Source organism: Campylobacter sp. JMF_01 NE2, assembly GCF_027737365.1.
In the GTDB taxonomy this organism is placed as follows: domain Bacteria; phylum Campylobacterota; class Campylobacteria; order Campylobacterales; family Campylobacteraceae; genus Campylobacter_B.
In genome coordinates this window covers 63,693-76,590 of sequence record NZ_JAOVTR010000001.1, presented here as the reverse complement: position 1 = coordinate 76,590, position 12,898 = coordinate 63,693, and the positions used below count along the sequence as shown (strand labels likewise).

Below are 12,898 nucleotides of genomic sequence, written 5' to 3'. Positions count from 1 at the left end.
TATTTTAAATCAAAGGATTTAATATGAAAAACGCATTTACTATGATTGAGTTGATTTTTGTTATCGTTGTGCTTGGCATTTTAGCGGGTGTTGCTGTGCCTAGACTAGCTATGACCAGAGATGATGCTACGGTCGCAAAAATGAGAGGCGATTTGGCTTCGATTAGAAGTGGAATTTCACTAAAAAGAGGCGAAGAGCAATTAAAAGGCAAGAGCGCATGGCCTGATTTAAACAGCAGTGGCTCTGATATGTTTGGTAATGTTTTGCAAAATGACCTAACTGCAAGCACTGGCAAAAACGGCTGGAAAGTTGTAAAACTAAATAAAACTTACCAAGCTTGTGTGGCTAATAATTGCACAACATTTACATATTATCAAACAGCAGACGCTACTCACAAGGCTGGCACATTTGATTGTGATCATACAGAAGCAACTTGTAAAGCATTAGCAGAATAAGCTTGTATTACTATGAAATCGCGGTTTTAGGGGCAAGACTAAAACCGCTTACCTATTTGTCGAATTCACAAATTTCACCATACCAAATAGTCCAAATTCCCGTAAAAAACGCCCAAAAACGCGGTGTAGTTTTGCGCGAAGTGCCAAAACCAGAGTTTTGTACGAAAGAAATCAGCGAAATTTTACCCCTAAATTTCACGCCGTTTCAGGTGGAGTTGGCGCAGTTTATTTCGCATTTTTATATCTGCAAAATCGGCGTGGCGTTTGGGGTTTTTGAGCCAAATTCGAGCATAAATTGCGCGCCTTGCAAAAAGCTAAATTTCACAAAAACGCCAAATTTGACCCCAGAGCAGACAAAAGCTCTAAATTTTGCCAAACAAAACGCCGTTTCGCTGATTTTTGGCGATACAGGAAGCGGCAAAAGCGAGGTTTATATCTCGCTCATAGCAGAAATTTTAAACTCTGGCAAACAAGCGCTATTTTTAATGCCAGAAATCTCGCTCACACCGCAAATGACGAAGCGCTTGCAAGGGTATTTCGGCGAGGCTCTTGGCGTGTGGCACTCCAAAATCACCCCCGCTAAAAAACGCCAAATTTTAGCCGATTTTTTCGCAGGCAAAATTCGCCTTATCGCAGGCGCGCGCTCGGCGCTGTTTTTGCCGTTTCATAACCTTGGCGCGATTATCGTCGATGAGGAACACGATGATAGCTACAAATCAGCCTCCGCTCCACGCATAAATGCCCGAGATCTCGCGATTTTTGCCGCGCACAAATGTGGCGTTAAAACCGTGCTTGGCTCAGCCACACCCTCGCTCACAAGCTTTGCGAAACAGCCAAATTTCAGGCTTAAAGGCACCTATCACGCCACGCACAAACGCTACATTTACGACGAGAGCGAAACTTCCCTCACTCCCAAAATAAAAAAAGAAATCAGCGCAAGTCTAGGCGCAAATCGCCAAGTGGTGGTGTTTTTGCCCACACGCGCAAATTTCAAATATATGGTTTGCAAAAGTTGTGGCGAGATTATCAAATGCCCGTTTTGCTCGGTGGGTATGAGCTATCACGAAAAGGAAAAGGCGCTAAAATGCCATTATTGCGGATACAGCGCGTTTTACAAACAGCCTTGCGCTAAATGTGGCAAAAGTGTAAGCGAGGCCAAAAAAATGGGTACTAGCGAGCTTTTAAAGGAGCTAAAAGCAAATTTCCCTGAGGCAAAAATCGCTAAATTTGACCGCGATGAGATTACAACCCAAAGAAAGCTAGAAACTCTACTAAACGACTTTAACGCCCATAAAATCGACATTTTGGTAGGCACGCAAATGCTTAGTAAGGGGCATGATTACCATGGTGTGGATTTGGCGGTGATTATGGGGATTGATGAGCATTTGAATTACCCTGATTTTAGGGCACGCGAAAAGACCCTAGCCCTTGGCATGCAAGTAGCAGGTAGAGCCGGCAGAAAGGGCGAAGGCAGGGTCGTGATACAGACTCTGCAAAGGGCGTTTTTCGAGGATTTTTTGCAGGATTATGACGCGTTTTTAGAAGAAGAAAGCGAGGATCGAGATCCGCTGTATCCGCCATACACTAGGCTTTTGCGCGTTTTAATCTCGCATAAAAACGAGGCAGAGGCGGCTAAAATTTGCGCTAGCGGGCTTGAAATTTTACACGGCGCGCTAAAAGCCAAAAAACTAAATGGTTTGCAAATCATAGGGCACGGCAAAGCTGGAATTGCGCTGATTGCGGGCAAATTTCGCTACGAAATACTGCTTCGAGCTACCACACACACGCCACTTTTAAAGGCTGGCGCACTTCTAGCACATTTGCCCGTTGAAATCGATATGGATCCGATTAATTTTTCTTAAATTTCATCTGTGCGCACAATCAGGCTTTTTGGAAGATTAAATTTAGCGATGATTTCGCACTCTTTTTCGCGCATTTGCCCGTTATCGATTTCGTGATCAAAGCCTAAGATATGAAGCAGTCCGTGCGTAAATAAAAGCGCGATTTCATCGTTATTGCAGTGCGAAAATTCTAACGCTTTTTGCTCTACTAAATCCAAATTTATCACAACAGAGCCTATCGGGGCAGTATTCGCACCACCTGGCACAATTTCAAGCGGAAAACTAAGCACATCGGTGGTTTTATCGACCCCGCGCGCGCTTTTGTTGATTTCGCGCATTTCCTCGCTTCGCACGAAGACTAGCTCGACCACGCCTGCGCTAAGCGTAGCTAAAATTTCGTCCAAAATTTTTGGGTAATTTTCTTCACAAAGTATCAATTTCAAGCCCTTTAAATCAAAATTTGCCTATAATTCTACCAAAAAAGGATTAAATTTGAAAAAAGCTTTATGTATCATCAGTGGCGGTATGGATAGCGCGACTTGCGCGTATATCGCCAAAAATTCAGGCTATGAGGTCATTGGAGTGCATTTTGATTATGCTCAGCGCACGCAGGATAAAGAGCGCGAGTGTTTCGAGAGAATTTGCGATGATTTAGGCGCGCAGAGGCGATACACGCTGGATGCTAGATTTATCGCGCAAATCGGCGCAAACTCGCTTACAGATACGAGCCTTAGTGTGCGAAAGGGCGCAAACATTGATAAAAACGAGATCCCAAACACCTATGTGCCGTTTCGAAACGGCGTGTTTTTGAGTATCGCGGGCGCGCTTGCCGAGCGTGAGGGGTGCGAGGCGATTTTCATCGGCGTGGTGCAGGAGGATAGTAGCGGATATCCTGATTGCACGGCGGAATTTATCGCAAAAATGCAAAGCGCGATAAATGCGGGCACTTCGCCGAATTTTAGCGTGGAGATTAAAACGCCTTTGGTGCATTTAAACAAGGGCGAGATTGTGGCGCGTGCGCTTGAAAACGGCGTAAATTTGGGGCTTACTTGGAGTTGTTACACAAACTCGCACAAAGCTTGTGGCGTGTGCGATAGCTGTCAATTACGCCTAAATGGCTTTGCAAAAGCCGGCGTAAAAGATCCAATTGAGTATGAAATCGAAATTTAAAATTCTTTGCTCTAAATTTGCCGTCATTGCGAGCAAAGCGAAGCAATCCAGTAAAATTTAGAGCAAAATTCTACTTAAATTTAGGATTGAACGATTTTTAAATTTTAAATTTCACTCAAATGCAGAGTTTAAATTTAGGCTTGGGATAATTTGCAAATTTTGCGGTGCGACAAAGCTTTGTTTGCGGTATTTCTCCAAACCTGCGCGCGCTATCATCGCAGCATTATCCGAGCAAAATTTCAGTGGCGCAAATAAAAGTTCGCACTCGTGCGCGTCGCATAAATTTGCCAAATTTTGCCTCAAATATAGATTCGCACTAGCCCCACCCACGACGCCAAAACGCCTAAATTTGCGCTCATCAAAGACCCGAGAGAGTTTATCCATGATGTGCTCGCAAGCACTTTTTTGAAAGGCGTAGGCGATATCGCACTTATCTTGCCCCGCTAGCTCGCCATTTTGCGATAGTTTTTCGATTTGCACTCGAACGGCATTTTTAAGGCCTGAGAAGCTGTATTGTAGGCGTTTATCGCCCTTTAAAGGCACTGGAAAGCTAAATTTTGACTTGCCATTTTTGGCTAAATTTTCGATTATCGCGCCGCCTGGATAGCCAAGTCCTAGCATTTTGGCGCACTTGTCAAATGTCTCGCCAAAGCTATCATCGCTAGTGCTTGCAAGCACGCTGATTACGCCCCTGGCGTCAATATCAAGAATCATCGTGTGCCCGCCACTTACTAGCAAAACCCCAAGCGGAAATTCTGCTTCTTTGTCCAAAAATAGCGAATAAATATGCCCGATTAGGTGATTTACGCCAATTAGTGGCAAATTTAGCGCAAGGCTAAGAGCTTTTGCCATATTCACGCCCCCTATCAAACTCACGCTAAGGCCCGGTGCGTGCGTTACGGCGACAGCTTTAAGAGAGCCAAAAAAGGGCTTTGCGCGCTCTAAAATGCGAGGCAGTGCTTCTGTGTGAAGACGCGCAGCTAGTTCTGGCACGACACCGCCGTATTTGGAGTGTTCGAGTTCTTGGGAGATTTTTTCGTAAAACTTTAATGCGAAATTCGAGCTGTTTAGCACAGCAATCGAGCTGTCATCACAGCTACTTTCAATGGCTAAAATCATTATTTTCCTTTAAATTTTTTCTAAATTTAGCATTTTTGGGCTAAGTTTTGGGTAAAAATAAAACAGACTAATTAAATCTTTAAAATTTTAATAATTTTTACCATTTATAAATAAATTTTGATTATAATCAAAGGTTGTAAAATTTAACACAAAGGAAAAAAATGATAAATGTTTATGATGTAGTTGTCATCGGTGGCGGTCCTTGCGGAATCGCGGCCGTGGTCGAGGCCAAAAGAAAAGGCGTAGCCAAGGTGCTTTTGCTAGAAAAAGGCGATAATCACTCTCAAACAATCAGACAATTTTACAAAGACAAAAAACGCGTAGATAAAGAATACAAAGGCATGGATAGCGAAACAAAGGGCACGATTAGCTTCGAGACTGGCACGAAAGAGAGCGTGCTAGATTATTTCGATAGCTTGCTAGATCACGGAGATATCGATATTTACTTCAACAGTGAGGTCGAAAAGGTCGAGAAAAAGGACGATGGGCTGTTTTGCATAACCACAGCCTCATCTGGCTTTGTAGCGCGCAATGTCATCATCTCAATCGGCCGCATGGGCAAACCAAACAAACCAAGCTACAAAATCCCGCCATCAATCACACAAAGGGTAAATTTCAACCTCGATAAATGTAGCGTCAATGAGAAAGTTTTGGTTGTAGGTGGTGGGAATTCGGCTGCTGAATACGCACTCTCGCTATGCAAAACAAATACCGTTACCCTATGCTACCGCAAAGAGAGCTTTACTAGGCTAAATGAAATCAACGAAGAAGATATCAAAAAAGAGGCTAGAAACGGCGATATTATCCTGCGCCTTGGCCTTGATATCGAAGCGCTAGAAAACGAAAGTGGCAAGGTGCTAGTGAAATTTACAAACGGCATGGAGTTAGTTTATGATCGCATAATTTATGCAATCGGTGGCACGAGCCCTGTGGATTTCCTTAAAAAATGCGGCGTAGAATTCGACGAAAACGGCGTGCCAAGCGTCGATGAGAGGTGCGAAACAGCCACAAAAGGGCTTTTTGTGGGTGGAGATTTGATCACCAGAAACGGCGGTTCGATCGTCGTAGCCTTCAATCACGCTCACACAATCGTAGAAAATCTGCATTTATGAGACTTTTCCAGCTAAAAAGTGGGTATCGCTACACCAGCGATACCATTTTTTTATGGAATTTTATCTGCGAAAACTGGCTTAACTCTCGCGCCACAAATTCTCTTAAAATTTTAGATGTTGGGGCAGGGTGCGGGATTTTGGGGCTGATGTTGAAGCGGGATTTTCCAAATTTAGATTTAAGCTTGCTTGAAATCCAAGAGCAAAATTTAGAAATTTTGCGTAAAAATTGCGAGCAAAATTCATTACAGGCTCAAATTTTACACGAAAATTTCGCAAATTTTAAAAGCGAGCAAAGATTTGATTTAATCGTTTCAAATCCGCCATTTTACAGGGAAAAAATCCTAACTAGCCAAAATTCGCACATCGCGCTAAGTAAAAGCGCCACAAGCCTAAGCCTTAGCGATTTCGTGCGTGTTAGCAACACTCATTTAAAGCCAAAAGGCGCGCTGATTTTTTGCTACGAGGCGGGCAAAATCGCGCAAATTTGCGAAATTTTACAAAGCTATAAGCTAAATTTGACAAAGCTTGCTTTCATCTATCCCAACGAAAACAAGCCCGCCAAACTCGCACTTTTTTTGGCGCAAAAAAGTTCGCGCTCACTTTGTGAAATTTGTGCGCCGATTTATACATTTCTTAATGGTGAAAAAAGTAAAATAACGGCTAAAATTTATGAAAAAGCTGATTTAGAAAGTGTCGATATTGAGTGAGTTTGACTATACCTTCGATAGTAGCGCCTGCGAAAGCTGCGGCGGCAAGTGTTGCACGGGCGAGAGCGGATATATTTGGATAAATGACGCAGAAATCGAGAAACTCAGCGAATTTATGGGGATAGATAAGGCAAATTTTATCCGCGTATTTTTGCAGCGCGTTGGAGATAAATTTAGCATAAAAGAAAAACCATACCTTGACGGTATGGCGTGTGTGTTTTTCGACGAAAAGCACCGAAACTGCGGGATTTATGAATACAGACCAAATCAATGTAGAACCTTTCCATTTTGGGAATATTTCAAAGAGCATAAAGATGAATTGGAGAAAGAATGTATTGGGGTAAAATTTTAACCGCTTTTTTGGCTCTTGGTGCCCTAAATTTGGGCGCTAGTGAAACCAAAAGCGACGCGATAAAAGATATGAATAAAAGCTCGGTTATCACAAATACTGCGCCGGTACCTGAGAAAAACGCTAGCGAAAATGTAGCGCAAAAGGCCACCACACCGCAAAAGCTAAAAGAGGCGATGAAGGCTTATGATGAGGCTGAGCTAAATTTCGATCTGCTAACTGCGCTAGAACTAGCCAACAAAGACCCGCAAAGCGCGATGAAACTCTATGAAAAGGCCTTTTTAAAGACAAATTCGCAGGTGTATTTGCTAGAAGCCTTAAAGCTTGCGTTTTTCTTAAAAGATAGCAAAGCAACCGCGCGCTACCTAGCTTTGGGCGATAAAATTTTGGCTGATGATAGCGAGTATTTGCGTGTAAAAGTGGGGTATTATATGGGGCAGGGAGAGATACTTAAAGCCAACACTACCGCACTTCACTTAGCAAATTTAGAGGTAAATTCGAGAAATTACTCGATTTTGGGCGCGACATATTATGCTATGGATAATTTCGCCCTAGCCAAGCAGTATTTCGAAAAGGCCTATGAGCTGGAAAAATCAGAGGAAAATTTGATCCGCCTTAGCGATGTGCTTTTAAATAGGCTTGATAGTAGCGACGCTGCGGTGCGTATCATGGAGACGCATAGGCGAATTTATGGGTGCGCTAGTGGTATGGTGTGCGAGGTTTTGGCTGATGTGTATCGTATGCAAAAAAAATACTTCGAGGTCGCCAAACTCGATGAGGCGCTGTATGAGAGCAAAAAAAATACAAAATTCCTAGACGATATGATTGGGATTTATTATTATATGAAGGAATTTGATAAAATCATCGAAATTTTGCAAAAATATGATTATAAAAAAGATCTCATAATGGACGCTTACGCCCAGAAAAAGGACTTCGCCACAGCTATGAGATTAGCGCGCGAGGAGTTTTCTAAAACCGAAAATTACGATTATTTGGCGAACGAGGCGATTTATCTGTATGAATCTTTTGGCGATAAAAAAACAGCCGCTCAAATTAACGAAGTCGTGGCGAAATTTGAAAACATAGCTAGCAAGCTAAAAGATCCAGTGCATTTGAATTACTACGGATACATTTTAATCGATCATGATTTGGATATCAAAAAGGGCATTGATTATGTCGAGCGCGCCCTAAAAGACGAGCCAAATTCGGTTTATTACATAGACTCGCTAGCGTGGGGGTTTTACAAACTTGGCGAGTGCGAAAAAGCCAAAGAGTGGATGGACAAGATAAAAGACGATGAGTTTTACACCAGCGACGAGGGCAAGGGGCATGTAAGCGCGATAGAGAGATGCGTGATAGATAAAAATATCCAAAAAATAGGCGAAATCGCAGGCGGAATAAAGGCTCAAAAATGATTTTAGATGAAATTTTAGAAAAAACGCGCGAGGATTTGGCTAGGCGCAAAGAAAAATTTAGCTTTGATATGCTTGGTCGCACGCTAAGTGCCAATCCCATGATACCACGCGACGCGAAAACTGCGCTAAAAAGCACCCCGGATAATCCGCTTCGCATAATCGCTGAGGTGAAAAAAGCAAGCCCTAGCAAGGGCATTATCAGAGAGGATTTCGATCCGCTTAAAATCGCTATGGAGTATGAAAAATCAGGCGCGAGTGCATTTTCTATTTTGACTGAGCCACACTATTTTCAGGGCGATATTAGCTACATTTCGCAGATTAGGCGCTATACAAACACGCCGATTTTGCGCAAAGATTTTATCATCGATGAGTATCAAATCCTAGAAGCGCTCGTGTATGGGGCGGATTTTGTGCTATTAATTGCAAAGGCTTTGGAGCAAAAAGAGCTTAAAAGACTTTTGGAATTTGCTAGGCATTTGGGGCTTGAAGCGCTTTTTGAAATTCACGATAAAGATGATTTGAAAAAGGCGATTTTCGCAGGGGCTGATATAATCGGCATAAATCACCGAAATTTGCAGACTTTCGAGGTTGATTTGAGTTTGTCGGCAAATTTAATCCCGCTTATCCCAAATGGCAAAATCATCGTGGCTGAAAGTGGGCTAGGCTCGCACGAACAGCTACTCGAACTAAGCGCACGCGGGGTCGATGCGTTTTTAATCGGCGAGAGTTTTATGCGACAAGATGATGTCGGTGCGGCGCTTAGAGCTGTGAAATTTGGCGAAAAATAGGGGGAAAATATGGATTATATTTGCGCACCGTGGAGAAGTGATTATTTCACCGAAAAACGCAGCGGTTGCCCATTTTGCGCAGCCGCAAAGGCAAAAAAGGGAGAAAAGTGCGTAGGCGTGGTATTTCGTGCTAAATTTTGCTTCGGGCTTATGAATTTATACCCATACAACCCCGGGGCTTTTATGGTGATTCCTTACGAGCATACTGATAATATCGAGAATTTACCGCTAGAAGCGTGGTTAGAGATGAGCGAATATGTCCAAAAAGGCGTAAAAGTGCTAAAAGAGGCTATTGGCGCAAAGGGGGTAAATATCGGTATGAATCTAGGCTCCGCTGCTGGGGCTGGGATAGCTGAGCATGTGCATTATCATCTGGTTCCGCGCTGGGAGAGAGATACGAATTTCATCACCACAATCGCAAATGTGCGTGTAAATGGCGTCAGCTTCGCCCCGCTTTATGAAAAAATAAAAGCTGGATTTGAAAATTTTTAAAACTGAAAGGAAAGAAAATGAAGTTACTTGCTATGGTTAAAAAAGACGGGAAATGTGGTTTTGTCGATAAAAATGGAAATGAGGTCGTGCCTTGCATTTATGATGATGCCTGGTCTTTTAGTGAAGGTTTAGTAAAAGTTAAAAAAGCTGGCAAATGGGGCTTTATCGATAAAAATGGAAATGAAGTTATACCTTGCATTTATGATAATGATGATGCCTGGTTTTTTAATGAAGGTTTAACAAGAGTTAAAAAAGATGGTAAATATGGTTTTATTGATACAAATGGAAATGAAGTTACACCTTGCATTTATGATGATGATGATGTCTGGCCTTTTAGTGAAGGTTTAGCAGTAGTTGAAAAAGATGGTAAATATGGATTTATTGATAAAAATGGAAATGAAGTTATACCTTGCATTTATGATGATGCCGATGTTTTTAGAGAAGGTTTAGCAAAAGTTGTAAAAGATGATAAATTGGGCTTTATCGATAAAAATGGAAATGAAGTTATACCTTGCATTTATGATGATGCCGGTGATTTTAGTGAAGGTTTAGCAGAAGTTGAAAAAGATGATAAACATGGATTTATTGATAAAAATGGAAATGAAGTTATACCTTGCATTTATGATAATGATGCCTGGTCTTTTAGTGAAGGTTTAGCAAAAGTTAAAAAAGCTTATAAATATGGATTTATTGATAAAAATGGAAATGAAGTTACACCTTGCATTTATGATGATGTCAATGATTTTAGTGAAGGTTTAGCAGAAGTTGAAAAAGATGATAAACATGGATTTATCGATAAAAATGGAAATGAAGTTATACCTTTCATTTATGATGATGCTTATGATTTTAGTGAAGGTTTAGCAATAGTTGGAAAAGATGATAAATATGGATTTATCGATAAAAATGGAAATGAAGTTATACCTTGCATTTATGATGATGCCGGTGATTTTAGTGAAGGTTTAGCAATAGTTAAAAAAGATGATAAATGGGGATTTATCGATAAAAATGGAAATGAAGTTGTACCTTGCATTTATGATGATGCCTGGTTTTTTAATGAAGGTTTAACAAGAGTTAAAAAAGATGGTAAATATGGTTTTATTGATACAAATGGAAATGAAGTTATACCTTGCATTTATGATGATGCTTATGATTTTAGTGAAGGTTTAGCAATAGTTAAAAAAGATGATAAATATGGATTTATCAATAAAAATGGAAATGAAGTTATACCTTGCATTTATGATGATGCCAAGTATTTTAGTGAAGGTTTAGCAAGAGTTAGAAAAGCTGGTAAATGGGGATTTATCGATAAAAATGGAAATGAAGTTATACCTTGCACTTATGGTGATGCCAAGTATTTTAGTGAAGGTTTAGCAATAGTTAAAAAAGATGATAAATATGGATTTATTGATAAAAATGGAAATGAAGTTATACCTTGCATTTATGATGATGCCGGTGTTTTTAGTGAAGGTTTAGCGGGAGTTAAAAAAGCTGGTAAATGGGGATTTATCGATAAAAATGGAAATGAAGTTATACCTTGCATTTATGATGGTGCTGATGATTTTAGTGAAGGTTTAGCAATAGTTAAAAAAGATGATAAATATGGATTTATCAATAAAAATGGAAATGAAGTTATACCTTGCATTTATGATGATGCCGGTGGTTTTAGTGAAGGTTTAGCAGAAGTTAAAAAAGATGATAAATATGGATTTATTGATAAAAATGGAAATAAAGTTATACCTTGCATTTATGATAATGCCCGGTCTTTTTTTATTGAAGGTTTAGCAGGAGTTAAAAAAGCTTATAAATATGGATTTATCAATAAAAATGGAAATGAAGTTATACCTTGCATTTATGGTTATGTTGGTGATTTTAGTGAAGGTTTAGCGGGAGTTAAAAAAGCTGGTAAATGGGGATTTATCGATAAAAATGGAAATGAAGTTATACCTTGCATTTATGATTATGCTGGTGATTTTAGTGAAGGTTTAGCGGGAGTTGAAAAAGCTGGTAAATGTGGATTTATTGATAAAAATGGAAATGAAGTTATACCTTGCATTTATGATGATGTCTGTTCTTTTAGAGAAGGTTTAGCAGAAGTTAAAAAAGTTGGCAAATGGGGATTTATTGATAAAAATGGAAATGAAGTTATACCTTGCATTTATGATGATGTCAATGATTTTAGTGAAGGTTTAGTAGAAGTTAAAAAAGCTGGTAAATTGGGCTTTATCGATAAAAATGGAAATGAAGTTATACCTTGCATTTATGATGGTGCTGATGATTTTAGTGAAGGTTTAGCAAAAGTTGAAAAAGATGATAAATATGGATTTATCAATAAAAATGGAAATAAAGTTATACCTTGCATTTATGATAATGTCTGGCCTTTTAGTGAAGGTTTAGCAAAAGTTAACAAAGCTGGTAAATATGGATATAAATATGGATTTATTGATAAAAATGGAAATGAAGTTATACCTTGCATTTATGATGGTGTCAATAGTGGCTTGTTCTACACTACCGATGTTGTAAGACTTAAAAAAGGTGGCAAATGGGGATTTGTCGATAAAAATGGAAATGAAGCTATACCTCGCATTTTTGGTGATGTTGGTGATTTTAGTGAAGGTTTAGCGGGAGTTAAAAAAGCTGGTAAATGGGGATTTATCAATAAAAATGGAAATGAAGTTACACCTTGCATTTATGATAATGCCCGGTATTTTAGTGAAGGTTTAGTGGGAGTTAAAAAAGCTGGTAAATGGGGATTTATCAATAAAAATGGAAATGAAGTTACACCTTGCATTTATGATGATGTCAATGATTTTAGAGAAGGTTTAGCAGTAGTTGAAAAAGATGATAAATATGGCTTTATCGATAAAAATGGAAATGAAGTTACACCTTGCATTTATGATAATGTCTGGCCTTTTAGTGAAGGTTTAGCAAAAGTTGAAAAAGCTGGTAAATGTGGCTTTATCGATAAAAATGGAAATGAAGTTATACCTTGCATTTATGATGATGCCGGTGGTTTTAGAGAAGGTTTAGCAAAAGTTAAAAAAGCTTATAAATATGGATTTATTGATAAAAATGGAAATGAAGTTGTACCTTGCATTTATTATGATGCTTATGATTTTAGTGAAGGTTTAGCAATAGTTAAAAAAGACTGGAAATACGGCTTTATCGATAAAAATGGAAATGAAGTTATACCTTGCATTTATGATAAAGTTTTCACAGTTTGGGCTGGACAGATATTATTTTTGAAGAGATGATTTGTGAGAAAGAAGGTATTATTAGGTTGAAACAAAATGGCAAATGGGGTTTGATTGATGAAAATGGTAATGAAATTTTACCACCAACTTTTTACGAAGAGTTTGAATTTATTAAAATTTTAAGCGATGATTATATAAAAATTAAACTAGATGGCGATGTTATAATAATCGATAAAAAAGGGAATATTGTTAGATAAAT

General features: G+C 39.5%; 13 protein-coding genes. 11 read left to right on the top strand and 2 right to left on the bottom strand.

The features are described from left to right. The first annotated feature begins 23 nt into the window (after window positions 1-23). Entirely contained in the window at window positions 24-455 is a 432-nt protein-coding gene (locus tag OFO01_RS00385) for a type II secretion system protein (protein ID WP_270858200.1), read from the top strand. Next, window positions 443-2,317 (top strand): primosomal protein N', encoded by a 1,875-nt coding sequence (locus OFO01_RS00380; protein WP_442868031.1) that lies wholly within the window; start codon window positions 443-445, stop codon window positions 2,315-2,317. Before OFO01_RS00385 ends, OFO01_RS00380 begins: the two co-directional genes overlap by 13 nt. Here the strand turns inward: OFO01_RS00380 and ybeY are convergent. Next, window positions 2,314-2,733 (bottom strand): rRNA maturation RNase YbeY, encoded by a 420-nt coding sequence (gene ybeY / locus OFO01_RS00375; protein WP_270858198.1) that lies wholly within the window; start codon window positions 2,731-2,733, stop codon window positions 2,314-2,316. The two genes, OFO01_RS00380 and ybeY, sit on opposite strands and share 4 nt — an antisense overlap. A gap of 55 nt (window positions 2,734-2,788) precedes the next feature. Here ybeY and queC point away from each other — a divergent pair, with 55 nt between their 5' ends. Then, window positions 2,789-3,466 (top strand): 7-cyano-7-deazaguanine synthase QueC, encoded by a 678-nt coding sequence (gene queC, locus OFO01_RS00370; RefSeq protein WP_442868029.1) that lies wholly within the window; start codon window positions 2,789-2,791, stop codon window positions 3,464-3,466. A 111-nt stretch (window positions 3,467-3,577) separates the two neighbouring features. On the opposite strand, the gene tsaD is transcribed toward queC, so the two are convergent. Then, window positions 3,578-4,585 carry a tRNA (adenosine(37)-N6)-threonylcarbamoyltransferase complex transferase subunit TsaD gene (gene tsaD / locus OFO01_RS00365; RefSeq protein WP_270858197.1) on the bottom strand — a complete coding sequence of 336 codons (1,008 nt, stop codon included), beginning with the start codon at window positions 4,583-4,585 and terminating at the stop codon, window positions 3,578-3,580. A gap of 161 nt (window positions 4,586-4,746) precedes the next feature. On the opposite strand from tsaD, the gene OFO01_RS00360 reads away from it, so the two are divergent. Genes OFO01_RS00360 through OFO01_RS00325 form a run of 8 tightly spaced genes read left to right on the top strand, consistent with a single transcriptional unit; the run spans window position 4,747 to window position 12,896 of the window. Continuing rightward, window positions 4,747-5,697, top strand: coding sequence for an NAD(P)-binding domain-containing protein (locus tag OFO01_RS00360; protein ID WP_270858196.1), 951 nt, complete (start codon window positions 4,747-4,749; stop codon window positions 5,695-5,697). Continuing rightward, window positions 5,694-6,404, top strand: coding sequence for a tRNA1(Val) (adenine(37)-N6)-methyltransferase (locus OFO01_RS00355; protein ID WP_270858195.1), 711 nt, complete (start codon window positions 5,694-5,696; stop codon window positions 6,402-6,404). The genes OFO01_RS00360 and OFO01_RS00355 overlap by 4 nt, the downstream gene beginning before the upstream one ends. Further along, the gene (locus tag OFO01_RS00350) at window positions 6,394-6,756 is read left to right on the top strand and encodes a YkgJ family cysteine cluster protein (protein ID WP_442868030.1); all 363 of its coding nucleotides are present in this window, start codon (window positions 6,394-6,396) and stop codon (window positions 6,754-6,756) included. The genes OFO01_RS00355 and OFO01_RS00350 overlap by 11 nt, the downstream gene beginning before the upstream one ends. After that, complete coding sequence (locus tag OFO01_RS00345) at window positions 6,735-8,168, top strand: tetratricopeptide repeat protein (RefSeq protein WP_270858193.1); 1,434 nt, start codon at window positions 6,735-6,737, stop codon at window positions 8,166-8,168. The genes OFO01_RS00350 and OFO01_RS00345 overlap by 22 nt, the downstream gene beginning before the upstream one ends. After that, complete coding sequence (gene trpC, locus OFO01_RS00340; RefSeq protein ID WP_270858192.1) at window positions 8,165-8,956, top strand: indole-3-glycerol phosphate synthase TrpC; 792 nt, start codon at window positions 8,165-8,167, stop codon at window positions 8,954-8,956. The genes OFO01_RS00345 and trpC overlap by 4 nt, the downstream gene beginning before the upstream one ends. 9 nt (window positions 8,957-8,965) lie before the next feature. Beyond that, on the top strand, window positions 8,966-9,448 hold the full coding sequence (locus OFO01_RS00335; protein WP_270858191.1) for an HIT family protein: 483 nt from the start codon (window positions 8,966-8,968) through the stop codon (window positions 9,446-9,448). A 17-nt stretch (window positions 9,449-9,465) separates the two neighbouring features. Further along, entirely contained in the window at window positions 9,466-12,699 is a 3,234-nt protein-coding gene (locus OFO01_RS00330; RefSeq protein WP_270858190.1) for a WG repeat-containing protein, read from the top strand. Continuing rightward, window positions 12,666-12,896, top strand: a complete 231-nt coding sequence (locus OFO01_RS00325) for a WG repeat-containing protein (protein WP_270858189.1) — start codon at window positions 12,666-12,668, stop codon at window positions 12,894-12,896. Before OFO01_RS00330 ends, OFO01_RS00325 begins: the two co-directional genes overlap by 34 nt. The last annotated feature ends 2 nt before the right edge of the window (window positions 12,897-12,898 follow it).